At 65.2% G+C, this 22,459-nt stretch carries 27 protein-coding genes and 1 tRNA gene; 12 read left to right on the top strand and 16 right to left on the bottom strand.

The window, feature by feature from the left end; all coding sequences use genetic code 11:
* Positions 1–18: 18 nt before the first annotated feature.
* The 3 genes from ACLIMP_RS06240 (at position 19) to ACLIMP_RS06230 (ending at position 2,019) form a co-directional block, all read left to right on the top strand.
* Positions 19–702, top strand: a complete 684-nt coding sequence (locus tag ACLIMP_RS06240; protein ID WP_443478158.1) for a hypothetical protein — start codon at positions 19–21, stop codon at positions 700–702.
* Positions 641–790 carry a hypothetical protein gene (locus tag ACLIMP_RS06235; protein WP_443478109.1) on the top strand — a complete coding sequence of 50 codons (150 nt, stop codon included), beginning with the start codon at positions 641–643 and terminating at the stop codon, positions 788–790. The genes ACLIMP_RS06240 and ACLIMP_RS06235 overlap by 62 nt, the downstream gene beginning before the upstream one ends.
* A 761-nt stretch (positions 791–1,551) precedes the next feature.
* Positions 1,552–2,019, top strand: coding sequence for a hypothetical protein (locus ACLIMP_RS06230; RefSeq protein ID WP_443478108.1), 468 nt, complete (start codon positions 1,552–1,554; stop codon positions 2,017–2,019).
* Between the two features lie 115 nt (positions 2,020–2,134).
* On the opposite strand, the gene ACLIMP_RS06225 is transcribed toward ACLIMP_RS06230, so the two are convergent.
* Positions 2,135–2,225: transfer RNA gene (locus ACLIMP_RS06225), tRNA-Ser, on the bottom strand.
* Positions 2,226–2,303: 78 nt separating this feature from the next.
* On the opposite strand from ACLIMP_RS06225, the gene ACLIMP_RS06220 reads away from it, so the two are divergent.
* Entirely contained in the window at positions 2,304–3,239 is a 936-nt protein-coding gene (locus ACLIMP_RS06220; RefSeq protein WP_324698225.1) for a peptidylprolyl isomerase, read from the top strand.
* The gene (locus ACLIMP_RS06215; protein ID WP_420719861.1) at positions 3,236–3,559 is read left to right on the top strand and encodes a DUF1905 domain-containing protein; all 324 of its coding nucleotides are present in this window, start codon (positions 3,236–3,238) and stop codon (positions 3,557–3,559) included. Before ACLIMP_RS06220 ends, ACLIMP_RS06215 begins: the two co-directional genes overlap by 4 nt.
* A 16-nt stretch (positions 3,560–3,575) precedes the next feature.
* On the opposite strand, the gene ACLIMP_RS06210 is transcribed toward ACLIMP_RS06215, so the two are convergent.
* Positions 3,576–5,669, bottom strand: coding sequence for a RelA/SpoT family protein (locus ACLIMP_RS06210; RefSeq protein ID WP_185997986.1), 2,094 nt, complete (start codon positions 5,667–5,669; stop codon positions 3,576–3,578).
* A 278-nt stretch (positions 5,670–5,947) separates the two neighbouring features.
* Between ACLIMP_RS06210 and ACLIMP_RS06205 the strand changes: the two genes are divergently transcribed.
* The 5 genes from ACLIMP_RS06205 (at position 5,948) to rutA (ending at position 9,469) form a co-directional block, all read left to right on the top strand.
* The gene (locus ACLIMP_RS06205) at positions 5,948–6,418 is read left to right on the top strand and encodes a PilZ domain-containing protein (protein ID WP_132469906.1); all 471 of its coding nucleotides are present in this window, start codon (positions 5,948–5,950) and stop codon (positions 6,416–6,418) included.
* 79 nt (positions 6,419–6,497) lie between these two features.
* Complete coding sequence (gene rutB, locus ACLIMP_RS06200; protein WP_324698219.1) at positions 6,498–7,247, top strand: pyrimidine utilization protein B; 750 nt, start codon at positions 6,498–6,500, stop codon at positions 7,245–7,247.
* Positions 7,247–7,630 (top strand): pyrimidine utilization protein C, encoded by a 384-nt coding sequence (gene rutC / locus ACLIMP_RS06195; RefSeq protein ID WP_054436454.1) that lies wholly within the window; start codon positions 7,247–7,249, stop codon positions 7,628–7,630. Before rutB ends, rutC begins: the two co-directional genes overlap by 1 nt.
* A complete protein-coding gene (gene rutD, locus ACLIMP_RS06190) occupies positions 7,623–8,408 on the top strand; it encodes a pyrimidine utilization protein D (protein WP_324698216.1) in 786 nt (261 codons plus the stop codon). The genes rutC and rutD overlap by 8 nt, the downstream gene beginning before the upstream one ends.
* A 2-nt stretch (positions 8,409–8,410) precedes the next feature.
* Positions 8,411–9,469 (top strand): pyrimidine utilization protein A, encoded by a 1,059-nt coding sequence (rutA, locus tag ACLIMP_RS06185; RefSeq protein WP_324698214.1) that lies wholly within the window; start codon positions 8,411–8,413, stop codon positions 9,467–9,469.
* A gap of 74 nt (positions 9,470–9,543) precedes the next feature.
* On the opposite strand, the gene ACLIMP_RS06180 is transcribed toward rutA, so the two are convergent.
* The 6 genes from ACLIMP_RS06180 to hemF all read right to left on the bottom strand — a co-directional run bounded on the left by ACLIMP_RS06180 (position 9,544) and on the right by hemF (position 13,999).
* Positions 9,544–9,903 (bottom strand): hypothetical protein, encoded by a 360-nt coding sequence (locus tag ACLIMP_RS06180; RefSeq protein WP_054436456.1) that lies wholly within the window; start codon positions 9,901–9,903, stop codon positions 9,544–9,546.
* 209 nt (positions 9,904–10,112) lie between these two features.
* Entirely contained in the window at positions 10,113–10,898 is a 786-nt protein-coding gene (locus tag ACLIMP_RS06175; protein ID WP_132469908.1) for an SDR family NAD(P)-dependent oxidoreductase, read from the bottom strand.
* Positions 10,899–11,006: 108 nt separating this feature from the next.
* Complete coding sequence (locus tag ACLIMP_RS06170; protein WP_324698211.1) at positions 11,007–11,402, bottom strand: hypothetical protein; 396 nt, start codon at positions 11,400–11,402, stop codon at positions 11,007–11,009.
* 62 nt (positions 11,403–11,464) lie between these two features.
* Entirely contained in the window at positions 11,465–11,803 is a 339-nt protein-coding gene (locus ACLIMP_RS06165; RefSeq protein WP_054436458.1) for a hypothetical protein, read from the bottom strand.
* A 70-nt stretch (positions 11,804–11,873) separates the two neighbouring features.
* Entirely contained in the window at positions 11,874–12,995 is a 1,122-nt protein-coding gene (gene add / locus ACLIMP_RS06160) for an adenosine deaminase (protein ID WP_324698208.1), read from the bottom strand.
* A 137-nt stretch (positions 12,996–13,132) separates the two neighbouring features.
* Positions 13,133–13,999: an oxygen-dependent coproporphyrinogen oxidase gene (gene hemF, locus ACLIMP_RS06155; RefSeq protein ID WP_324698206.1), complete on the bottom strand. Its 867-nt coding sequence runs from the start codon at positions 13,997–13,999 to the stop codon at positions 13,133–13,135.
* A 60-nt stretch (positions 14,000–14,059) separates the two neighbouring features.
* On the opposite strand from hemF, the gene pdeM reads away from it, so the two are divergent.
* Positions 14,060–14,764 (top strand): ligase-associated DNA damage response endonuclease PdeM, encoded by a 705-nt coding sequence (gene pdeM, locus ACLIMP_RS06150; RefSeq protein WP_185997993.1) that lies wholly within the window; start codon positions 14,060–14,062, stop codon positions 14,762–14,764.
* 162 nt (positions 14,765–14,926) lie between these two features.
* Positions 14,927–15,448: a translation initiation factor IF-3 gene (infC, locus tag ACLIMP_RS06145; RefSeq protein ID WP_054436461.1), complete on the top strand. Its 522-nt coding sequence runs from the start codon at positions 14,927–14,929 to the stop codon at positions 15,446–15,448.
* A 139-nt stretch (positions 15,449–15,587) separates the two neighbouring features.
* Here infC and ACLIMP_RS06140 read toward each other — a convergent pair whose 3' ends face one another.
* From ACLIMP_RS06140 to ACLIMP_RS06105, 8 genes are all read right to left on the bottom strand, one after another.
* Entirely contained in the window at positions 15,588–16,886 is a 1,299-nt protein-coding gene (locus ACLIMP_RS06140; RefSeq protein WP_324698203.1) for a chloride channel protein, read from the bottom strand.
* Positions 16,887–17,045: 159 nt separating this feature from the next.
* The gene (locus ACLIMP_RS06135; protein WP_132469909.1) at positions 17,046–17,579 is read right to left on the bottom strand and encodes a J domain-containing protein; all 534 of its coding nucleotides are present in this window, start codon (positions 17,577–17,579) and stop codon (positions 17,046–17,048) included.
* A gap of 120 nt (positions 17,580–17,699) precedes the next feature.
* Complete coding sequence (gene pal, locus ACLIMP_RS06130) at positions 17,700–18,233, bottom strand: peptidoglycan-associated lipoprotein Pal (protein WP_231635780.1); 534 nt, start codon at positions 18,231–18,233, stop codon at positions 17,700–17,702.
* Between the two features lie 136 nt (positions 18,234–18,369).
* Positions 18,370–19,788, bottom strand: coding sequence for a Tol-Pal system beta propeller repeat protein TolB (tolB, locus tag ACLIMP_RS06125; protein WP_185997995.1), 1,419 nt, complete (start codon positions 19,786–19,788; stop codon positions 18,370–18,372).
* Complete coding sequence (locus ACLIMP_RS06120) at positions 19,785–20,762, bottom strand: UCP034077 family protein (RefSeq protein ID WP_324698200.1); 978 nt, start codon at positions 20,760–20,762, stop codon at positions 19,785–19,787. The genes tolB and ACLIMP_RS06120 overlap by 4 nt, the downstream gene beginning before the upstream one ends.
* Before the next feature lie 14 nt (positions 20,763–20,776).
* A complete protein-coding gene (locus ACLIMP_RS06115) occupies positions 20,777–21,235 on the bottom strand; it encodes an ExbD/TolR family protein (protein ID WP_054436464.1) in 459 nt (152 codons plus the stop codon).
* Positions 21,235–21,945, bottom strand: coding sequence for a protein TolQ (tolQ, locus tag ACLIMP_RS06110; RefSeq protein ID WP_132469911.1), 711 nt, complete (start codon positions 21,943–21,945; stop codon positions 21,235–21,237). Before tolQ ends, ACLIMP_RS06115 begins: the two co-directional genes overlap by 1 nt.
* A complete protein-coding gene (locus ACLIMP_RS06105) occupies positions 21,942–22,406 on the bottom strand; it encodes a YbgC/FadM family acyl-CoA thioesterase (protein WP_185997997.1) in 465 nt (154 codons plus the stop codon). The genes tolQ and ACLIMP_RS06105 overlap by 4 nt, the downstream gene beginning before the upstream one ends.
* Positions 22,407–22,459: the final 53 nt, after the last annotated feature.

Raw genomic sequence — 22,459 nt, 5'->3', positions numbered from 1 at the left:
AAGCCGAAGGCGGCTGGCGTGACAGCCCCGGCGAAGTCCAGCCGGAACGACGCCTTGCAAGTGAACCAAAAGGCAGATGAACGAGAGCACCTGGCGACGGCCAAAGCGATAGTCGCTCCGGACTTTCGGCATGGCGTGACTGTCTCCCAAATCATGAAGCCGCAGATGGGGGCGTCCGATTTTGCGCCCGGTGCCGGCGACTATGCCGATGCCGTGCAGGAACGCGCGAACAGAGCGGCCGAGGGCGACCTAGCGTTCGCCAGCCGAATGCTGGCCGCCCAAGCCGTGACGCTGGACACAATCTTTACCGAGATGGCTCGGCGCATGGCGCTGAACATGGGGGAATATCTTGGCGCGACGGAGACCTATGGCCGTATCGCCATGAAGGCTCAGGCCCAGAGCCGGGCCGCCCTTGAAGCCCTGGCGAAGTTGCACCAGCCGCGCGAACAGACGGTGCGCCATGTCCACGTCAACGAGGGCGGCCAGGCCGTCATCGCCGATCAATTCCACCATCACACCGGGGGCCAGCAAAATGGACAATCAGCCGATCAACCCCATGCAGCCGGAGCCGGCCAATCTGGCGAATGCGCCGCGCTGCCTAGCCCGGACCCGCTCGGGGACGGCGTGCCAATCTCCGGCGGTGAAAGGGAGCCGGCGCTGTCGAATGCACGGCGGGAAGGGCAGCGGAGCGCCGAAAGGTAATCGAAATGCTCTCAAGCACGGCGCGCGATCAGCGGAAGCGTTGGCGGCGGCGCGATACGTGAAAGCTATGGCGCGGCTGGTCCGCTAACGCCCCATTGCAGACGGTCTGGTTTGCGGCGATACTTGCGGTATGCACCTTCAAATCCCTGCCTATGAATTCCCAGACACTGCGTTTGTTGTAGGAAGCGACCCGATAGTATGCGTCGTGCCGCTGTCGATGCTCGACCGCTACATGACCCTCACGGAACTAGATGAAGCATTCAGCGGGCATGCCTCCTATCGCCAAGCACCTTGGATGAAACGATATGTTGGTGTGTGGGGACGGAAGAACTGCCAAAGATTCCGGCGTTTCTTGCGAGAGCGTGGTGCGGATGTCGTGATTCATCGAGAGCGCCCATCGCGTCTTGGGTTGGCGAGTTACAAAACGAGCGGAACGCGGAAAAAGGTTAGATTGTTGGCTGCGCGGAACGGCAGCTAATCACGACCGGGTGCCGCCGACTTGCTCAACAGCAAGTCAAATTCAATTGGTGCGCGCCTTGGCTTCCATCGTGACGAAACGGCGCATTTCTGCGCCTTAGCCGCATGCTGATTTGAATCCGACTTGCCGATCGGCGCCCAATTGAATCTGACTGGGAAGCTGCCATCTCTGGAAAGCCGCAGAAATGCTGGCCTTTTGCCTGCGATTGGTCGCGTAGGGTGTGCTTAGATTTTCGCTTTTGGCGGCGTTCCAGACAGCTCGTCTAAAATGCCCGGCTGCATACGGTGATCTTACCGGCGGGATACGCGCGTTAGCGCCACGGCGGCCTGTCCGCTGTTGATGCGTCGCGACCTATCCGGCAACTTGCATGGATGATCGATCGCCTAAAGCGAGACCAGGCCGCGACGTTGATCCGGCAATTTCTCCATGGGGAGATTACGAGCGACGATCTGGAATCGGACTGGCCAACGAACAAGGCGGATCAGGCGCTTGAGGCGGTGGGTTCGATGGTGTGGCTTTTTTACGATGATCACAAGCCGCGCCGAATGATCGGCAGAGATGCCGCTGCGCCAGAGGAAATGGCGCTGCTTAAACGGTATGCAGCCTTCCTTGATGCTGATCAGCCCTATGAGTGGCCCACGGCCAACTTCATTCGCATCGCGGGGCTAGGCGCTCTCGTGCCGTTGACGCTAGGCATTCTGCGGCCGGTCGATCGATGGATTAAGGCCCGGAACGCGAAGCTCGATGCAGCCATGGACGCTCATGGTGATTGGAACGTCTGGCCATTCAGGAATCGCGATGATTGGGCAGGCGAGCCGTTCCCGCCATTTATTCGATAGCGCCTAGCGCTCATCTCGTCCTGTCCCGTCCAGCTTCGAGCGAACACGCTATTGGGGAGCGTTTATGGGAGCGGAGTGCCTTGGCGGGAAATTATCCAGCAAAATCAAAGCGCGATGGCGGAGCGGGAGGGATTCGAACCCTCGATACGCTTTTGGCGTATACTCACTTTCCAGGCGAGCGCCTTCGACCACTCGGCCACCGCTCCGCATTGCACTGGTAAGGCGGGCGCCCTAGCCTGCGACGAAGGGTTTCGCAAGCCGTCTGGTCGTGCCACACGCACTTGATGCACAAATTCTTTTCCGCGCTCGCGATTTGCACCTTTCTTGCCACCCCTTTGCTCGCGGACGAAGGGCCTTCTGCGCGCACTCCGAACGATGTCGTCGCAGCGGCACCGGCAAAGGACTGGGTGCGGATCGCACCATCGAATCTCCTGGTCATGGACCTCGCGCCCGACGGTTCGGGGAAAGGCCGGCGCGTGGTGATCCAGTTGATGCCGGCCCCGTTCTCGCAAGGCTGGACCGGCAACATCCGCAAGCTCGTTGCCGCACGCTGGTACGACGGGATCGCGGTGGTTCGCGTTCAGGACAATTATGTGGTGCAGTGGGGCGACCCGGAAGGCGAGAATCCGGCGAAGGCCAAGCCGCTGCCGAAAGGGCTCACGGCCGTGCCTGAGGACGAATACGTAGCGTCGATCGGCAAGGCAGGCGCCGGCATTTCGAGCAAGGATTCCTACGCTGCCAGCACGATGTTCGTCGATGGCTGGCCCGTGGGCGTGGGTGTGGGGCCTGGAGCGAGCGGCACGGCGGCCTGGCCTCTCCATTGCTATGGCGGGGTCGGCGTGGGCCGGAACAATTCGCCCGATACCGGCACCGGCGCAGAACTCTACGCCGTGATCGGGCAGGCTCCGCGCCAACTGGACCGGAATATCGCCGTCGTAGGACGGGTGATCTCGGGAATGGAAAACCTTTCCGCCCTGCCGCGCGGCACCGGCGAGATCGGCTTCTACAAGACAGCTGCCGAGCGCGTGGCGATTCGCTCCGTCCGCATGGGCAGCGAGGTGCCCGGATTGCCCACCTACGAATACCTCTCCACCGACAGCCGCAGTTTCGCAGCCTATCTCGAGAAGCGCGCAAACCGGAAGGACGACTTCTACATTCAGCCCGCCGGAGGCGTGGACGTGTGCAACGTTCCCGTGCCGATCCGCGAGGTCAGGCCGTGACGCTGCTCGAGCAGCTCTCCCACACCGGGCGACTTTGGCGCTGGACGGAGGGATCCGGCAATGGGACCTGGCACTTCGTCACTATCGACGGCGAGGCAGGAGAGGCGCTCTCCGGCACGGCCGTGATGCGCAAGCTGGAAGGAACGGCGCGCGGCTTCGGCTCGCTCAAGGTCCAGGCACGAATCGGCGACACCTGTTTTGCCACTTCGGTATTTCCCAGCAAGTCCGACGGTGGCTGGCTGCTCCCGGTAAAGGCCAGCGTGCGGCGCGCCGAAGGACTGGCGGAAGGCGACGAGGTCGGGGTCAGCCTGGAATACTGACCCCTGAACCGCGCCGTCAGATGCGCTCGGCCTCGGCAACGGCCTCGCTCGCCCGCAGAGCTCCGACGATCCGCGTGAGATGCGCAAGGTCGCTCACCTCCAGATCGACTTCGTACGTACCGAAAGGCTCGTCGCGATGAACCATCTGGAGGTTGGTCACATTGGCGCGGTTGGTCGCGAGAATCTGCGTGACCTCGGCAAGCGTGCCCGGCCGATTGTAGAGCACCAGACTAAGGCGCCCCACCGCGCCGGTCGTGCGCTCGCCCCAGGACAAGTCGAGCCAGTCGAAATCGGTACCGCTGGCGAGCGTCATACAGTCGATCGCATGGACCTCCACCTTGTGATCCGGCCGCCGCAGGCCGACGATGCGGTCCCCGGGGACCGGGTGGCAGCAATCGGCCAGTTCGAAACCCATCCCCGGCGTCAGGCCGCGTATGGAGATTGCGCGTTCGGTATGCGCCCAATCGCTGTCATCGGGTAATTCGGCGGTGCTGCCCGGCACCAGCGCTTCCATCACCTGACGGTCGGTAAGACGCGCCGAGCCAACGGCAAACATTAGGTCCTCGTCGTCGCGCATGTCGAGACGCTGGATGGCGCCGTCGATCGCCTTCTTGCCGATGCGGCCAGGCAGGCGGCCCATGATCTCGTCGAGCAGCTTGGCGCCGATCTCCGCCACTTCCTGCCGTTCCTTCGCGCGAACGGCGCGGCGAATGGAGGCGCGCGCCTTGCCAGTGACGACGAAGCCCAGCCACGAAAGCTGCGGCTCGGAATTCGGGCTCTTGATGATTTCCACCACATCGCCGTTGGCAAGCTGCGTACGCAGCGGCATGTGGCGGCCGTTGATCTTCACGCCGACCGCCGCATTGCCGAGATTGGTATGGACGGCATAGGCGAAATCCACCGCCGTAGAACCCTTGGGAAGCTGGAACAGCGCACCCTTGGGTGTGAATGCGAAGATGCGATCCTGATAGATCGCCATCTTGGTGTTCTCGAGCAGTTCCTCGGCGTCGTGGCTGGCGTCGACGATCTCGATCAGGTCGCGCAGCCAGCCGACCTGCCCGTCGGGTCGCGCCCCGCCCTGCTTGTAGGCCCAGTGCGCAGCGAGGCCGAACTCGTTCGTCCGATGCATCTCGCGCGTGCGGATCTGCACTTCCATGCGCATCGAGCGCTCGAAGATCAGCGCCGTGTGGAGCGACTGGTAGCCGTTGGACTTGGGAGTGGAGATGTAGTCCTTGAAGCGGCCCGGGATCATCTGCCAGGTCTGGTGGAGAATGCCGAGCGCCTTGTAGCATTCCTCCGGCGTATCGGTGAGGACGCGGAACGCCATGATGTCAGTGATCTGCTCGAAGGTGACGTGACGTTCCGCCATCTTGCGCCAGATCGAGTAGGGGTGTTTCTCGCGCCCCGAAACCTCGACGTTCATTCCCGCTTCGGCCAGCGCCTGCTTGATGGAAAGGGCGATGGAATCAACCTGGCCGCCCTCCTCGCTGCGAATCTGCTCAAGCCGGCCGGTGATCGTGGCATAGCCTTCCGGTTCGAGTTGCTCGAACGCCAGCATCTGCATTTCGCGCATGTATTCGTACATGCCCACGCGCTCGGCGAGCGGGGCGTAGATATCCATGGTTTCGCGGGCGATGCGGCGGCGCTTGTCCTCCTTCTTGATGTAATGAAGGGTGCGCATGTTGTGCAGCCGGTCAGCCAGCTTGACCAGCAGGACGCGCAGATCCTCGCTCATCGCGAGCAGGAACTTGCGCAGGTTTTCGGCCGCGCGCTCGTTCTCGGTCATCACGTCGATCTTGGAGAGCTTGGTAACGCCGTCCACCAGCCGGGCGACGTCGGGGCCGAACAGCTTCTCGATCTCCTCGATCGTTGCGAGGGTATCCTCCACCGTATCGTGGAGCAGCGCGGTGATGATCGTCTGCTGGTCGAGTTTCAACTCGGTCATCAGGCCCGCGACTTCGACCGGGTGGCTGAAATAGGGGTCGCCGCTGGCGCGTTTCTGCGTCCCGTGTTTCTGCACCGTATAGACATAGGCACGGTTGAGCAGGGCCTCATCGGCCTGGGGCGCGTATTCCTTCACGCGTTCGACAAGTTCGTACTGACGCAGCATTCCAAGGCTTCATGTCAGGATTTTTCGCAGCGCGGCAAGGGGGCGATATGCGAAGTGCAAATTATGCAATGAAACTGTGACTTCCGCACCACGAGCGGGATTGCTTGGCTCCAATCGATTGCTGCGGAGAATTCCGATGCGGCAGCTTAACGCCGGCGGAAGGTCCCGGACAGCACCATGGCGGCGGGACCGGGACCATGGCGATGCAGAGCCCCGACGTATCTGGTGACGGTCCCAACCCCCGATCTTGTCCCAATCTGTCCCAGCAGGAGGTGTTCATGGCGAGTTCTATGGAAACGGCGGTTTACGCCGCCATCCTGGGGATGACGGAGGCGGAACTCCTCGATGCGGCATTCCTTCCCGTCCGGCGGCTGAGGCCCCGCGCGCCGCGGATGCGGACGCTGATCGGCGCCAGCCTTCTGCGCCAGTCCCCCGCACAGCAGACTGCCGCCGAGCAGCCGGTGATCGTGCGCAACGTCTCGGAGCGGGGCATGTGCCTTGCCCTGCGGGGCATGAAACCGCAGGAATCCGCGCTTCGTCATGACGAGATCGTCTGCATCCGCATGCCGGAAAACGTGGAGCACGTCGGCCAGGTGCGCTGGGTGGAAGACCGCGCTTTCGGCGTGGAACTGTTCCATACCCTCGATATCGAGGCGCTGGGATCGGAAAACCAGCGCCGGAACGCCCATTTCCTCGAAGTGCTTGAGCAGCAGTACAAACCGACACAAACGGTACAGAACGCATACTGAAACACCCCCGACCGGAACCGGCGCGCCGCGCGGCCGCAACCGCTTGATCTCCTGTTGCAACTGCACAATAGTGCGAAGGGTGAACGAAGCGATCGTCGATCCCGTCCCCGCCGGCACCGGTCCCTCGGTGACCCTGCCGGCACGTCCCGAACCGATCAGGCTGCACCCCGAAAGCACGGCGATCATCGTCGTCGACATGCAGAACGCCTATGCCAGCAAGGGCGGCTATGTGGACGAGGCGGGTTTCGATGTCGGCCCCGCCGCGGCAACGATCGGCCGGGTTGCCGAAGTGCTCGACATTGCCCGCCATGCCGGGATGCCGGTGATCTTCCTCCAGAACGGCTGGGATGCGGACTATGCCGAGGCCGGCACCCCGCAGTCCCCCAACTGGCACAAGTCCAACGCGCTCAAGACCATGCGCAAGCGGCCCGAACTGGCGGGCCGTTTCCTGGCCCGCGGCGGTTGGGACTATGAGCTGGTCGAGGCGCTGACCCCGCAACCGGGGGACCTGCGCGTCCACAAGCCGCGCTACTCGGCGTTCTTCAACTCGCAGCTCGATTCTGTGCTGCGCGCGCGCGGCATCCGCACGCTGGTGTTCACCGGCATCGCCACCAACGTCTGCGTCGAATCGACCCTGCGCGACGGTTTCCATCTCGAATATTTCGGGGTGCTGCTGGAAGACGCGGTCCATCACCTTGGGCCGGACTTCATCCGGGAGGCAAGCCTCTACAATGTCGAGAAATTCTTCGGCTGGGTAAGCAGCGTCGCCGATTTCCGCACCGCCGTCGGCCAGCTTCCGGCGCGCGAGACACCATTGGGGGAGCCGTAATGCCATTCGAACCGATCAACCCGCCGCAGTTCCCCGCGCCCATCGCGCCTTATTCGGCGGGCGCCAAAGCGGGAAACACGGTCTACGTCTCGGGCGTGCTCGCGCTTGGCGAAGGCGGCACGGTGCTGCACGTCGGCGATGCCGCCGCGCAGACCCGCCATGTCCTGGACGTCATCAGGATCACCGTGGAAGCGGCCGGCGGCACCATGGCCGACATTGCCATGAACCACATCTTCCTCAAGGACCTGGCAGACTATGCCGCCTTCAACGCCGTCTATGCCGAGTACTTTCCCGGAGACAAACCGGCCCGCTACTGCATCAAGTGCGAACTGGTGAAGCCGGACTGCCTGGTCGAGATCGCCTCGGTCGCCCATCTTGGCTGAGGTTGCCGGGCTCCATTACGAAATCCACGGCAGCGCCGATGCGCCCGCGCTGATCCTGTCCAGCGGCCTCGGCGGCTCGGCGGGCTACTGGGCGCCAAACCGCCCTGCCCTTGCCGAACACTTCCGCGTCATCGCCTACGACCATCGCGGCACCGGCCGCAGCGACCGCACCCTGCCGGAAACCACTTCGGTAGCAGACATGGCGAGCGACGTGATCCTGCTGATGGACGCTCTCGGGGTCGAGCGCGCGCATTTCATCGGCCATGCGCTTGGCGGTGCGATCGGCGTGGAAACCGCCATCCGCACCGGCAGGATCGAGCGGCTGACCGTCATCAACGGCTGGCGCGCGCTTTCTCCCCATACCCGCCGCTGCTTCGCCGCCCGCCTCGCCCTGCTGCACGGCGCCGGGCCGCAGGCCTTTCTCGAAGCCCAGCCGCTGTTCCTCTTCCCGCCGGACTGGATCGCCGCGCATGACGATGCGCTGAAGGCGGAACTCGCGCATCACCTTGCCGCATTTCCCGGCGTGGCGACCACGGCCAAGCGCATCGCCGCCGTGCAGGCCTATGCCCCCGATCCCGCCGGTCTTGCCGCGCTGGAAAACCTGCTGGTCATTGCCGCCCGTGACGATTTCCTGGTGCCCCATGCCACCGCGCTGGATCTCGCCGCGCCGGTGGAGAGCGCCGAAGTCGCCCTGTTCGAATGGGGCGGCCACGCCTGCAACGTCACCGATCCCGTAAACTTCAATCGCCTCGTCCTCGATTTTCTCAGGAGCAGCTAATCATGCAGGTCGGCGTTTTCGTTCCCATCAACAACAACGGCTGGCTGATCAGCGAGAACGCGCCGCAATACAAACCCAGCTTCGATCTCAACAAGCAGATTGCGCAAAGCGCCGAGAAGCACGGGCTGGATTTCCTGCTCTCGATGATCAAGCTGCGCGGCTTCGGCGGCAAGACCGAGTTCTGGGAATATGGCCTGGAAAGCTTCACCCTGATGGCCGGGCTCGCCGCCGTGACCGAGAAGATCAGGATCTTCGCCACCTGCCCCACGCTCATCATCCCGCCGGCCTTCGCCGCGCGCATGTGCAACACGATCGACAGCATCAGCCACGGCCGCTTCGGGCTCAACCTCATCACCGGCTGGCAGCCCCCGGAATATACCCAGATGGGGCTCTGGCCGGGCGAGGAGCACTTCCGCAACCGCTACGAAGTGCTGGGCGAATATGCGCAGGTCCTGCGCGAACTCTGGGAAACCGGCCGCTCCGACTTCAAGGGCAAGTACTACCAGATGGAAGATTGCCTCGTCCGCCCCCAGCCTGAGGCGGAGATGAAGATCATCTGCGCGGGCTCGTCCGATGCGGGGCTGGCCTTCTCGGCGAAGTGGGCGGACTATGCCTTCTGCCTCGGCAAGGGGGTGAACACGCCTACCGCCTTCGTCTTCAACAACGAACGCCTCGCGAAATTCACGGCAGAGAGCGGACGCGCAGTCTCGGTCTTCGTCCTCGTCATGGTGATCGCCGCCGAAACCGACGAAGAGGCCATGGCCAAGTGGAAGAGCTACAACGACGGCGTCGACCTTGAAGCCATCGCCTGGCTGGCGGATCAGGGCGCGAAGGACACCGTGAACACCGACACCAACGTCCGCCAGCTCGCGGCACCCGAAGGCGCGGTGAACATCAACATGGGCACGCTGGTCGGCAGCTACGAAAGCGTGGCGCGGATGCTGGACGAAATGGCGCAAGTGCCCAACACCGGCGGCGTCCTCCTCACTTTCGACGACTTCATCGAAGGCGTGGAAGCCTTCGGCACCCGCATCCAGCCGCTGATGGAAAGCCGCCGCTGACAGTGGGAAAGCCCATCATGCCGAGGCTGTCGCGATTGGTCTGCGTCTATCCCGGAAGACATCCGCAAGGACGGCTAATACTTGAACCCCGTAATGACGCCGTCGCGGGTATCGCACTTGATGGTCTTCTGCGTGGTCTTGATCTTGCCGTCCTTCTCGCGGGTCGTCACATCGACCTCGGCCCGGAGCGAGGCGCGGCCGTCGCTCTTCTTGTCGGTGTCCTCGACCTTGCGGATGGCGACGTCCACCGCGCCCTGCTTTTCCCCGCGCGCCTTGGCTTCGGCCATGCAGACCTCCACGACCTTGTCGCGGGCATCGGCCCCGGACGACACCGCAGGCGGCGCCGGGTCCTGGCTCCACGCCTTGGGGATCACCGCAAAGACCAGCAGCAGGAAAGTGGCGCCGGTGAAGATTTTCCACGATTGATCCTGCATGATACAGCTCCCGTCATGCTGCCGAAGCGACAACACTCGCAAGGCTGGATCATGCACCGTGCAGTCCGGGAGCCCCATCGGGACAAATACCGAGACGCGGCTGGAAGATTCCCGTGGTGGGCCCCTGAGGTTGGCCCCCCATGGCCGGCGCCCATAGTCTGCAAGGGCAGGACGCGGCTTGAACCGCGCCCTGCACCGGTCTTCATGGATCAGGCGATAGTCGGCAGGATCCCGCCCTCTGCCCGGATCGCCGCGCCGTTGGTCACGGCGGCGAGCGGGCTGGCGAGGAATGCGGTCATCGCCGCCACTTCGTCCGCCTCGATCAGGCGGCGGATCAGCGAGAGCGGACGCAGCCGGGAGAAGAACTCCTCCTCGCGCTCGGCTTCGGAGGCGTCCTTGTTCTCCACCACCGAGCGGATGAACTCGACGATGCCTTCCGAACGCGTCGGCCCCGGCAGCACGCTGTTGACGGTGACTTTCGTGCCGCGCGTGGCGTCGGCCATGCCGCGCGCGACGGCAAGCTGCGCGGTCTTGGTCATGCCGTAGTGAACCATCTCGCCCGGCGTCATCAGCCCGCTTTCGCTGGAGATGAAGATCACGCGGCCCCAGTCACGCTCCAGCATTCCCGGGAAATAGTGGCGCGAAAGACGGATGCCGCTGAGGACATTGACCTCGAAGAAGTTCAGCCATTCCGCGTCGGTGATCTCGACGAAGGGCCGCGCCTCGTAGATGCCGAGGTTGTTGACGAGGATATCGACCTCGGGAACCGCCGCGATCAGCGCCTGCGCACCTTCGGCAGTGGCGGGATCGGCGAGCACCGGGCGCACCTTGCCAAGGCGGCCGACAACCTCGGCAGCCGCATCGAGCTTGGCCTGGTTGCGGCCGGTAACCACGACTTCGGCCCCTTCGTCCGCCAGCCGGGCGGCAATGGCAAGGCCGATGCCGGCGGTCGATCCGGTGACGAGAGCGGTCTTGCCGGCGATCTTGAGGTCCATGGGAAATCCTTCCTGATAATTGCGTTCGGCGGAAAGATAGGCGCGGCGGCTACGGTCGATTAGGAGGCTGCGGGGCGTTTCAGCTTTGCGCCCGGCGCACAGGTGGCGTCAGGCCTCCGCGCCGCGGTGATAGCTTTGCGCGGCATCCGCGTCCTGCACGTCATAGACGAACCAGGCGGCCGATCCATGGTCGTAGACCTGCACGAGCCCGTCGGCCACTTGCGCCTCGTAGAACTGCGAGGATCCCCGGTCGAACCCGCGCACTTTCGCGCCTTCGACCTCGAACGAGATGAAAGCGCCATCTGCGGCATCGCGGATTTCAGGAAGGGTGCCGCCGAACTTCGCGCCGCGATCGCCGTCGAACCCCTGCAACTGGTCGCCGCGGGATTCGGCGGCGATCCGCCGATCGCGTCCGGCCGAGTGATCGTAAAGGCCCCCCACCTTCTTTCCGGTAAGGAAGGCAAAGGCGGCGGCGGCGATCATCGCGCGAGTGTGTTCCTGCATGGCTTCATCTGGCACCCTGACGGCGGCGAGATCAAGCCATGTTTGCAGGATCGGCTACCGGGTCAGCGGCGCTTCTTGGTGATGGTCGCGGTGAAGTCCGGGTCCTTGTTCGCCACCCAGTCCACGAACTTGCGCACGCTGGGATTGTCCAGCAGCCCCTGCACGTCCATCCCGTGGCGCTGAAGCTCGGAATTGGTGAAGTTGGCGATCAGCGTCTGCTGGCAAATCGAGTGCATCGGCACGACATCGCGCCCGCCACGGCTCTTGGGAACCGGGTGGTGCCAGACGATGGTCTTGCCGGTGGGGCGGCCGCAGAGCCAGCATGGCACCGGCGGCGGCGCTTCCTCTTCCTCGTCCTGCACGTCGTCGTAAGGGCCGTGTTTCGAATATTTGCGGGCCATGCCTCTACCTGAACTGTCTGAGCTTTCGCGCGCCACCTACAGCGATGTGCCCGGCATTGCCACAACCGCGTCAGGCAGCGCCCCATTCCCGCGCGAAATCGCCGAGCCGGGCCTGGAACCGCGCGCGGCGCTCCGGCGCGATCCACGCGGTGTCGAAGGCATTGCGTTCTATCCGGACGAGTTCCGCTTTGGTCAGGTTGCTGCGCGCCTGTGCCTTTACCAGCACTTCGTTCACGTATTCGCTGCCCATGTAGGCCGGATCGTCAGAGTTGATCGTGACTTTCAGGCCCTGGTCCAGCATGCCGCGCACCACGTCCACCGGCTTGCCCGCCACCATGATCTGGCCCGAGAAGGTCGGGCAGACCGTGAAGGTCACGTCCCGCTTCCTGGCGATGGCCATGAGTTCGGGCGATTGCAGGATGTTGCCGCCATGATCGATCCGGTCGACCGCGAGATCGACCAGCGCCTCGCGGATGTGGTCCAGCGTGTCCTTCTGGTTGACGTCGCAATGGGCCGTGACATGGAGCCCCGCCGCGCGTGCCTTGGCGAAATGGGCCGCGAACTTGCCCGGCGGATTATCCTTCTCGTCGGAATCGAGGCCGACGCCGACCAGACTGTCCCGGTAAGGCAGCGCCGCATCGAGCGCCTTCATCGCATTGTCCGCCGTCAGGTCGCGCATGAAGCAGAGGATGAGCTGGGATTCGATGCCGAGCTTCGCCTGCGCATCGGCCCGCGCCCGAGTGATCCCGCCGATCACGGCCTCTACGGGGATGCCCCGGTCGATATGCTGCTGGGGATCGAAGAACATCTCGGCATAGAGCACGTTCTGCGAATGGGCCTTGGCCAGATAGGCGTAAGCGAGGTCGTAGAAATCCTGATCCTTCAGCAGGACGTTCATGCCGTCATAGTAGATCGCCAGGAAGCTCGGCAGGTCGTGATAGACATAGCTGCGCTTCATCGCCGCGACATCGGCATAGGGCAGCTTCAAGCCGTTGCGCTGCGCCAGCGCGAACTTCATCTCCGCTTCCAGCGTGCCTTCGAGATGGACGTGATATTCCGCCTTGGGCATCGCGGCGATGAAGGCGGCCATGTCCTGCGCAGGCGGCGCGGCCAGCGCGCGCGCCGCGCCCGATCCGTAAAACGCGGGCGCGCAGAGGGCCGCCTGCACGAGGGTACGTCTGCTCAGGTTCATGCCATACTCGCGGGAGCTGTCCCGGCCGGATCGGCCGGAGAAGGAAGCCCTTCTATCCGCGAGCGAATTGCCCCCTGTCCATCGACGAAAACCTCACGCCCCGTTCCAGAAAAGCGCGCTCGATCTTCCGGCCCGCTTCAACTCCAGCTCGCCTCGGGCGGCAGGCTCATCAGGATCGCGTCGATATTGCCGCCGGTCTTGAGCCCGAACAGGGTGCCCCGGTCGTAGACGAGGTTGAATTCGGCATAGCGGCCGCGCCATTCGAGCTGGCGCACCTTGTCGGCTGGCGTGAACGCCATGCCCATGCGCCGCCGCACAAGGCGCGGGAACACCGCGAGGAACGCCTCGCCCACCGCGCGGGTATAGGCGAAGTTCGCCTCCCATGCCGCTTCGTCCGCGCATTCGAGGTGATCGTAGAAGATGCCGCCGACGCCGCGATGGACCTTGCGGTGCGGGATGTAGAAATATTCGTCCGCCCACGCCTTGTAGCGGTCGTAATAGTCCACTCCGTGCGCGTCGCAGGCGGCCTTGAGCTCGGCGTGGAACTCGGCCGTGTCCTCGTCGTAGGGCAGCGGCGGATTGAGGTCGGCGCCGCCGCCGAACCACGCCCTGGTGGTCGTCAGGAAGCGGGTGTTCATGTGCACCGCGGGAACATGCGGATTGGCCATGTGCGCAACCAGGCTGATGCCGGTGGCGGAAAAGGCGTTCTGTTCGGCAGACGCGCCGTTGATGGTTCCCGCGAAATCCTTCGCCAGCGAGCCGACGACGGTGGAGACGTTGACGCCCACCTTCTCGAAGACCCTGCCCTTCATCAGGCCGCGCGTGCCGCCGCCGGTCTCCCCGGCTTCGCCGCCTTCCACCGCCGCGCGCTGCCACGGGGTATAGCCGAAGGACGCCGGCGAGCCCGCCTCGCGCTCAATCGCCTCGAACTCGGCGCAGATCCGGTCGCGCAGGGTTTCGAACCAGTCACGGGCACGTTCGGTTTGGGCGGTCCAGTCGGTCATCGCATCTCCTCTTCAGCCGGGGCGCTTGCCAAATCGCGCGGCCTGCGGCAAGGGAAAGCCATGGTTCCCTTTTCGTTCTGCACGCAGGAATTGCGTCTGGTCCCCACGCCGGCGGGATTCGCGGCCGGACGCGGCGCGGCGCTCTACTGGCCGCGCGAACAGGCCCTGCTCGTTGCCGACCTGCACCTCGAAAAGGCCAGCTATTATGCCAGGGGCGGGCAGATGCTCCCCCCGTATGACAGCCGCGAAACGCTGGAGCGCCTTGCCCTTGCCGTGCGGCAGACAGGCGCCCGGCGGGTCTTTGCGCTTGGGGACAACTTTCATGACAGCAAGGGAACGGAGCGGCTCGAACCGCACGCCGCCGGGATGCTGTCGGCGCTGACCCGCGCGCTGGACTGGGTGTGGATCACCGGCAACCACGATCCGCACCTCGGCAGCGAAGCCGGCGGCACGCGGGTGGAGGAGATCGCCGTGGAAGGAATCATGCTGCGCCATGAAGCCCTGCCGGGAACCACCGAACCCGAGCTTTCCGGCCATTTCCACCCCCGTCTGGTGGTTCACGCAAGGGGCCGCCGCATCGCCCGCCCCTGCGTGGTGCATAGCGGCAACCGCCTGATCCTGCCCGCTTTCGGCGCGCTCACCGGCGGCATGGACGCGGCCGATCCGGCTATCCTGAAAGCGCTGCAACCGGCACGGGAAATAGACGCACTGGTGGCCGCGAAGGACCAGCTTCTGCGCTACCCCCTATGGCGATCCGCAGCCTGACACCCTATATTGCAGGTCGGCCGTTTCACACGGCCCGGGCGTCCTGTAGAATTTGCGTGAAATCGTGCTTTGCGTGCGGACGCGATTCGCATTAATGACCCCGCACTCGCCTAGCGACAGAAACGATTCAGGAGAACGCTTATAGCACCCCCACCCCGGCGCATGATGACGCCACCGGTCAAGAGCGGACCGCGCTACAATAACATGATCCAGTCGGACAAGGTCCGCGTGATCGACGAAAACGGCGAGAACATCGGCGTGATGTACACGCGCCAGGCGATCGAGCAGGCGGCCGAAGTCGGCCTTGACCTGGTCGAAGTCTCGCCCAACGCGGACCCGCCGGTGTGCAAGTTCCTGGATGTCGGCAAGTTCCGGTATGAGGCCCAGAAAAAGGCCAATGCCGCGCGCAAGACCCAGAAGACGCAGGAGATCAAGGAGATCAAGATGCGTCCGAACATCGACGATCACGACTATGACGTGAAGATGCGCAATATCCAGCGCTTCATCGGCGATGGCGACAAGGTGAAGGTGACCCTGCGTTTCCGTGGCCGTGAACTTTCGCACCAGCAGCTCGGCATGAACCTGCTGCGCCGCGTGCAGGAAGATGTCGCGGACGTCGCGAAGATCGAGGCTTATCCGCGCATGGAAGGCCGCCAGATGCTCATGGTGCTTTCGCCCAAGTAAGCATCGGCTTCAGGCATCGGCTTCGGCCGGTGCAAACCGCAAAGGGCGCGCCGCAAGGCGCGCCCTTTGTGTTTGTGCGGCCGTCATGCGGTGTGGACGGCCGCCCGCGAGACGGGCGGCGGCGCGGGGCGGTCCGCGATCAGGCGCCCTTTTGCAGGAAGCGCTGCGACAGCCCGTGGTAGAGCTTCTCCTTGCTCACGAGCTGTGCGGCAAAGTCTCCGATCAGCGCGGCGGCCAGCAAGGGCATCATCAGCCCGCGACTGGCCGTCGTCTCCGAGATGATGATGACCGCCGTCAACGGCGCGCGGACCACGCCGGTGAAATAGGCCACCATGCCCAGAAGCACGATCGCGCCGGGGGGATAGTCGGGAAAGATGCCGCGCAGCAGGTCACCGATCCCGGCGCCGATGGACAGCGACGGGGCGAAAATGCCGCCGGGAATGCCGGAAACCGCCGTCGCCAGAGTGGTCGCGAACTTCGCCGCGCCGAACCAGAGGGGCACGTCCTGACCGGCGATGATTCCATGGGCGGTATCGTACCCGGTCCCCCAGGTCAGCCCGGTCGAGACGCCAAGGACCGCGACGACGATACCGCAGCCCGCAGCGAACAGCACCGGACGCGCGCGCAGCCAGACCATCGGGCGCATCGCGCTCGTGCCCGAGGCCAGCATCAACCGCGAGAAACCGCCGCCCGCCATCCCGCCGAGGATTCCGGCAACCGGCGTCACGACAAGCGCCTGCTGGAACCCAAGGGTCTGCCGCATGGCGCCGAAGTAGATGTAATCGCCTGCGATGCCCAGGCTGACCATGCCGGCGATGAGCACTGCGGCCATGACCAGCAGCGTCATGCGCTGCTCGTAAGCGGCGGCCAGTTCCTCGATCGCAAAGGCGACGCCCGCCAGCGGCGTGTTGAACGCCGCCGCCACGCCGGCCGCTCCGCCCGCGATATAGACCGACGAACGCAGCGGCACCCGCAAGATGCGGTGCATGCGGCCCATGATGGCGGCGGCGATCTGGACGGTGGGCCCTTCGCGGCCGACCGAAGCGCCGACCAGCAGCCCGCCCACGGTCAGAAAGAACTTGGCGATGGCGGCCCGCGCGGAAACCAGCGTCGACATCGCCGCTTCGGGATTCTTCGTGGCCGCCATGACCTGCGGAATTCCCGAACCTCTGGCCAGCGGTGCGAAGCGCTGGGTCAGCCAGGCGATGGCGGCAAATCCGGCGGGCGTGGCCAGCAGCGGCGCCCACCACCAGTCCCGCGCGAGGATATGGAACAGCGCATTCGCCCGGTCGGCCATTTCGGCGAACACCAGGGCCACCAGCCCGACCAGCACGGCGCCGCCGACGATCGCCACCCTTCTCCGCCAGACCAGCGCTTCGGGACCGTGGCGGCGCAGGACGACGCGGACACGGCGAGGCAACAGGCGGCTGGATATCATCACGACTCTCGGTGGACGACCTGGGGCGCGGTCGGGGGGTGGCAGCTTCTTGGAGCCGTTCTCCGGGCATGTCCACCCGCGCGGCTGCCATGGCCGCAATATCGCATCGATCCGCGAAACAGCCGCCGCGCCCCGGTCAATCCGGGCGGGCGGCGCCCGTCATCCCTTCCACTCGCGGCGTTCTTCCGCCGCGCGCAGGACTTCGTAGGCAAGCTGATAGGTCTGGAACGCCTTGGCCGCCTCGGGATCGTTGGGGCGCACGTCGGGGTGGACTTCCTTGGCCTTGGCGCGCCAGGCCCTGCGCACGGCATCGAACTCGGCATCCGGGTCGAGACCCAGCGCTTCGAGCGCGCGCAGTTCGTCGCCGCTGCGCGAACCGTCGCCCGAACCGGCCCAGCCGTAGTGCGAGGATTCCTTGTAGCCCGATGTCTGCGCCTGCTCGTCCTGCTCGCGCCGGGCGGCTTCTTCGGCGTCGAGACCGGCGAAATAGTCCCACCCGGCGTTGTATTCGGCGGCATGCTTCTGGCAGAAGTACCAGCGGTCGGGGCTGTTGGGGCTCTTGGGCGCGGGGCAGTTGCCCGGATCGGTGCAGCCGTGGCGATCGCACAGGCGCACCTGGGCAGCCTCGTGCGAGCTGCCATAGCCGCGCCAGCGCGGGAAACCCCAGTCCTGTGATCGACCTGCGCGACTCATTCGAACGCCGATACCTGCCGACTCGAAGCCAATGCAAGTGCGTATGGCTTGCCCCGCATGCAAAAAAGCCCGGCTCGCTGACGCGAACCGGGCCGATTTGCTGCGCCGGAGCGCGCCCGATCAGTCGATCGTGACGGTAACCGCGCGGCGGTTCTGCGCCCACGACGCTTCGTCCGAACCGAGCGCGATCGGGCGCTCCTTGCCGTAGCTCACGGTATTCAGGCGCGAGGCATCGACGCCCAGACTGATGAGGTAGTTCTTGGCCGCATTGGCGCGGCGCTCACCCAGCGCGAGGTTGTATTCGCGGGTGCCGCGTTCGTCGGCATGGCCTTCGATGGTGGCGCGCTTGTTGGGGTACTGAAGCAGCCACTGGGCCTGCTTCGAAAGCGCTGCCTGGTCGGCCGAATCGATGGTGTCCTCGTTCAGCTGGAAATAGATGGTGTCCGAACCCATCATGCGGGCGAGGAAGTCCGCCTGGCTGCCGGCCTGCGGGCCGCTCGGTTGGGTGGGGCCAGTGGTGGTGGTTGCCGGGCCCGGCTCGGGCGGCAGTTCCTTCGGCGCCTTCGATGCGCACGCCGACATGGCGAGCGCGCCGGCGAGGAGGAGCATTGTCGATCCGGTCTTCACATGGCGGGGGGACATGAGGGCAGGCATGAGGCAATCTCCTAAAGTGCGCAGCCAATTATGAATGGCCTGCGATTGTTGAAGTTCCGTATAATTTCAAATGCTGTCAACCTGAACGAACGCCCCTTTTCAGGGACGTTCCTTCAGGCTGCAATAATCGCTGGCCTCAGGGGCGAACGGGGCCCCAGGCCGGGTCCGAGGCGCCCACCGGGGTCGGCAGCCTGCGCTCGTTGCGGCCGGTAAGATCGACCTGCCAGATCGACGCCGTTCCCGCCGTCTTGGCGGTGCGGAAGAACTGGATGATGCGGCCGTTCGGAGACCAGGTGGGCGCTTCGTCCTGCCACGAATCCGTGAGGTGGCGCATGCCGCCGCCGTTCGGGTTCATCACCGCGATGCGCAAGTTTCCGGCAACGTGCGTGAAGGCGATCTGGTCTCCGCGCGGACTCCATTCGGGCGTTGCGGAGCGGCCGCCGAAGAAGCTGATGCGGCGCTGGTTCGAACCGTCCGCGTTCATCACGTAGATCTGCTGGTTGCCCGAGCGGTCGCTTTCGAACACGATCTGGTTGCCGTCAGGCGAGTAGGACCCGCCGATCGAGATGCCCGGCGTGTTGGTCAGGCGCTGCGGGGTGCCGCCGCCGGCCGAGGAGATGCGGTAGATGTCGGTGTTGCCGCCCGAGGCCATCGAGTAGAGCACCCACTTGCCGTCCGGCGACCAGCGCGGCGCCATCGTCGGGTTGCCGGTGCGCGCGATCAGCTTCTGGGTGTTGCTGGCCAGATCGTAGACATAGATGCTCGGCTGTCCGTTGAGATAGGACAGGTAGAGGATCTTCGAATAGTCCGGCGAATAGCGCGGGGTGAGCGCGGTCGACTGGCCGCTGGTTAGGTAGCGGTGGTTGGCGCCGTCCGAATCCATGATCGCCAGCCGCTTCATGCGGTGGTCCTTCGGACCGGTCTCGGCGATATAGGCGATCTTGGAATCGAAGAACGGGCTTTCGCCCGAGAGGCGCGAATAGACCATGTCGGCGCACTTGTGCGCGGCGCGGCGCCAGTCCCCGGCGCCCACCTTCCAGCCGCCTTTGGTGAGTTGCTGCTTCAGGGCGACATCGTAGAGATAGCAGCCGACGGTCAGGTCGCCGTCGGGATTGGCGCGCACGAAGCCCTGCACCAGCATGTCCGCGCTGCGGGCAGACCAGGTGGGGAAGTCGGGCGACTGGATCTGGCCGAAAGCGGGCTGCGGCAGACCGTCCGGGCCGGAGGGCTTGAACAGGCCGTTGTTCTTGAGATCGGCGGCGACCACTTGCGACAGCGCGCGGCCGAGCGCGGCGGTGGACCCGGCATTGGTGCGGGTCGGCACGTCGGCGTCCGTGGCGAACGTGGTGATGGCGATGCCGAGATCCTGCCACTCGTTCTCGTCGGAAACCGAGCCGGTCAGGCCGCCGTCATCGGGCTGCACACCCATGTCGGCCCCTGCGGGCGGTCCGGGAATGGCGACCGGCGTCGCATTCTGCGCGGCAAGCGGTGCGCCCGCCAGCGCGAAGACGAGAGCCAGCGGAAGCAGTCGTGTCGAAAAGGTCCGGTGGGTCATTGTGATAGCCTCTTGTCGAACTTGAACGACGATACGCGCTTCCACGCATCGAAGTATTCATCGGGAAGGTTGAACGGCGCCGCAAGCTGCACCGCGCGGATCGCCTGCTCCGCATGGCGGGCGGCCTGGTTGCGGTTGGTGTCGGTTATGCCGGTCTGGCGCACAACGGTCGGCTTGCCGGCAAGGCTGCCATCCTTGTTCAGCGTGAAGGCAAGGTAAGTCACCAGTTCCTCGGCGTCCGGTCCCTGCGGCGCCTGCCAGTGCGGCTTGAGCTGGCGGGTGATCGCACCGGACAGCGCAGACTTCACCTCGGGGCCAAGCGCCGCGGCCGGAGTGCCCTTGCCCTGCGTGGCCGTGGCGCCGGAAACGCCGGCGAGGAAGTCCGCTCCCACGCGGCTGCCGCCCGCCTTCTTGGGCGGGGTGGTGGCCTTGCTGTCCGCCGCGCCCGGCTTGCTGACAATCCGGTCGATAGCGCTGCCCTTGGACGGCGCCGACTTTGCAGGCGCAGGCTTTGCCGGCGCGGGTTTGGGCTTCGCGGGAGCGGGCGCAGGCTTGGGAGCCGGCTTCGGCGCGGGCTTCGGCCTCTCGGCCGGCTTTGGCGGCGCGGGCCTCGGAGCGGGCCTCGGAGCGGGTTGCGGCACCGGAGCAGGCTGCGGCTTCGGCGGTTGGGGCCGGGGCGGCAGCGGCGCGGGCTGGATCGGGGCGGGTTCCGGGGCAGGCGCCGGCTCGGGTGCCGGCGGCGGAGCGGCCTCGCCCAGTTCGGGCGCGATGTCGGGCGCGGCCTGGCTGTTCGGATCGGGCGAGGTCGAGGTGAGCCCCACTTCGTCGCTGATCGTCACTTCGATACGCTCGGGCGGCTTCACCACCTCGTTCTGCGCCGGACGCAGCATGATCACCGCCAGCACCCCGAGGTGCAGCGCGACCGCCACGGTGAGGCCCAGCCCCTCGTCCTTGCGCAATCCCAGCATTGCCATCGTGCCAGCCTAACTCAGCCGCCTGAACCGCTGCTGACACCCGTCACCAGCGAGATCGACGTGAACCCGGCGTGATTGAGTTCGCCCATGACGTCCATGACGCGGCCGTAGTCCAGCGCCTTGTCGGCGCGCAGCGTCACTTGCGGCTTGCGGCCGTCGGCGCCTGCGGGGACCGATGCAAGACGCTCTGCCAGTTCGCCCGGCGCCAGCGCCGCTTCCTCGTAGTAGACGGTGCCGTCGCGCTGGACCGTGATCGTGATCTGGTCCTGCTCCTCGCTCATCGCCTTGGCCCGGCTGTCAGGCAGCTCGATCGGCACCGCGGCCTTGAGCAGCGGCGCGGTGACCATGAAGATGATCAGCAGCACCAGCATGACGTCGACCAGCGGCGTCACGTTGATTTCGGCCATGGGGGTACGTCCCCCGCCGCTGCGCCGGCTACCTCGCCTGCCGCCGCCGGAAACGCCCATGCCCATCAGCGCTGCTCCAGCTCACGGGTGAGCGCGGAGTGCAGACGGTCGGCAAAGCGCTGGAGGCGCGATTCGAACAGGTTCACGCGGTGCGAGAAGCGGTTGTAGGCGATGACCGCCGGGATGGCCGCGAACAGGCCGATGGCCGTGGCGAACAGGGCTTCCGAAATGCCGGGAGCAACCACCGCGAGCGAGGAATTCTGCTGCTGGCCGATCTGGAAGAAGCTGTTCATGATGCCCCAGACGGTGCCGAACAGGCCCACGAACGGCGCGACCGAGCCCACCGTGGCCAGGAAGTTCAAACGGTTCGAGATGATGTCGCTTTCCTCGCCGACCGAAGAGGTCATGGCCAAGGCAATACGCTCGCGCGCGCCTTCGGGATCGAACTTGGGCATCGCGGCATTGCGGCGCCATTCGGCAAGACCGGCGCCCGCGACCTTGCCCATCGGCACGTCGCCGCGGCGGCGTTCCTTCTGGTAGGCCTCGAAGTTCTGGGCCTCCCAGAAGCCTTCCTCGTAATCCGCGCACTTGCGGTTGAGGCTGCCGATGCGCAGCATGAAGCTGATGATGATGGCCCAGACCCAGACGCTCGCCAGGATCAGCCCGGCCATGATCGCCTGCACGACGATATCGGCGTGCAGGAACAGCTTTACCGGGTTGAGGTGATCGGAATCGCTGCCGATGGTTACGGCGGCGGCGAGCATTTCAAACGTCATTCTTGTCCTTTCGGATGCTCACCCAGGAGCGAGGCGAAAGCATGTTGCCAGTCGGCGGGCTGTCTGCGCGGTCGTCCTTCAGGGCTGATGAACCCGACCTTTACCGTGGCCTCGGCAAGGCGGATTTCTCCGCGCCGGGCCACCTGGCGAAGGGTGCAGCTCACCCGGCCGACCTGCAGCGCATGGGTATCGATCACCACCCCGTCGCCCAGGCGCGCGGGCGAAAGGTAGCGGATGTTCACTTCCGCCACGGTGTAGAGCCCTTCCCCGGATTCCAGCGCGGCGCGCTGGTCGATGCCGAGAAGGTCGAGAAGGTCGGAACGGGCCCGTTCGAACCAGCGGATGTAGTTGGCGTGATAGACCACGCCGCCCGCGTCGGTGTCCTCGTAGAACACGCGAAGCGCATAGCGGTGGACCGGACCGTCGAGGACGCCGCTGGGAGGAAGAGGATCGCTGCTCATGCCGTCAGGTTGTGTAGCGGGCGAGGCCGGCAGTGCAATCCACTCGTCGCAGT

The organism is Novosphingobium aeonii (assembly GCF_052279045.1).
Lineage (GTDB): Bacteria > Pseudomonadota > Alphaproteobacteria > Sphingomonadales > Sphingomonadaceae > Novosphingobium.
Note: the sequence above shows the minus strand (reverse complement) of the source record. Positions and strands in the feature narration are given on the sequence as shown.

Excerpts from the sequence above, each read along its gene's own strand:
- ACLIMP_RS06135 (WP_132469909.1), bottom strand. The coding sequence starts at position 17,579 with ATGAGTCGCGCAGGTCGATCACAGGACTGGGGTTTCCCGCGCTGGCGC.
- pal (WP_231635780.1), bottom strand. The coding sequence starts at position 18,233 with ATGCCTGCCCTCATGTCCCCCCGCCATGTGAAGACCGGATCGACAATG.
- ACLIMP_RS06170 (WP_324698211.1), bottom strand. The coding sequence starts at position 11,402 with ATGCAGGAACACACTCGCGCGATGATCGCCGCCGCCGCCTTTGCCTTC.
- tolB (WP_185997995.1), bottom strand. The coding sequence starts at position 19,788 with ATGACCCACCGGACCTTTTCGACACGACTGCTTCCGCTGGCTCTCGTC.
- hemF (WP_324698206.1), bottom strand. The coding sequence starts at position 13,999 with ATGACCGACTGGACCGCCCAAACCGAACGTGCCCGTGACTGGTTCGAA.
- ACLIMP_RS06105 (WP_185997997.1), bottom strand. The coding sequence starts at position 22,406 with ATGAGCAGCGATCCTCTTCCTCCCAGCGGCGTCCTCGACGGTCCGGTC.
- ACLIMP_RS06220 (WP_324698225.1), top strand. The coding sequence starts at position 2,304 with ATGCACAAATTCTTTTCCGCGCTCGCGATTTGCACCTTTCTTGCCACC.
- ACLIMP_RS06115 (WP_054436464.1), bottom strand. The coding sequence starts at position 21,235 with ATGGGCATGGGCGTTTCCGGCGGCGGCAGGCGAGGTAGCCGGCGCAGC.
- tolQ (WP_132469911.1), bottom strand. The coding sequence starts at position 21,945 with ATGACGTTTGAAATGCTCGCCGCCGCCGTAACCATCGGCAGCGATTCC.
- ACLIMP_RS06210 (WP_185997986.1), bottom strand. The coding sequence starts at position 5,669 with ATGCTGCGTCAGTACGAACTTGTCGAACGCGTGAAGGAATACGCGCCC.
- ACLIMP_RS06120 (WP_324698200.1), bottom strand. The coding sequence starts at position 20,762 with ATGGCAATGCTGGGATTGCGCAAGGACGAGGGGCTGGGCCTCACCGTG.
- rutA (WP_324698214.1), top strand. The coding sequence starts at position 8,411 with ATGCAGGTCGGCGTTTTCGTTCCCATCAACAACAACGGCTGGCTGATC.
- ACLIMP_RS06140 (WP_324698203.1), bottom strand. The coding sequence starts at position 16,886 with ATGATATCCAGCCGCCTGTTGCCTCGCCGTGTCCGCGTCGTCCTGCGC.
- add (WP_324698208.1), bottom strand. The coding sequence starts at position 12,995 with ATGAACCTGAGCAGACGTACCCTCGTGCAGGCGGCCCTCTGCGCGCCC.
- ACLIMP_RS06175 (WP_132469908.1), bottom strand. The coding sequence starts at position 10,898 with ATGGACCTCAAGATCGCCGGCAAGACCGCTCTCGTCACCGGATCGACC.
- pdeM (WP_185997993.1), top strand. The coding sequence starts at position 14,060 with ATGGTTCCCTTTTCGTTCTGCACGCAGGAATTGCGTCTGGTCCCCACG.
- rutC (WP_054436454.1), top strand. The coding sequence starts at position 7,247 with ATGCCATTCGAACCGATCAACCCGCCGCAGTTCCCCGCGCCCATCGCG.
- infC (WP_054436461.1), top strand. The coding sequence starts at position 14,927 with ATGATGACGCCACCGGTCAAGAGCGGACCGCGCTACAATAACATGATC.
- ACLIMP_RS06180 (WP_054436456.1), bottom strand. The coding sequence starts at position 9,903 with ATGCAGGATCAATCGTGGAAAATCTTCACCGGCGCCACTTTCCTGCTG.
- ACLIMP_RS06165 (WP_054436458.1), bottom strand. The coding sequence starts at position 11,803 with ATGGCCCGCAAATATTCGAAACACGGCCCTTACGACGACGTGCAGGAC.
- ACLIMP_RS06205 (WP_132469906.1), top strand. The coding sequence starts at position 5,948 with ATGGCGAGTTCTATGGAAACGGCGGTTTACGCCGCCATCCTGGGGATG.
- ACLIMP_RS06230 (WP_443478108.1), top strand. The coding sequence starts at position 1,552 with ATGATCGATCGCCTAAAGCGAGACCAGGCCGCGACGTTGATCCGGCAA.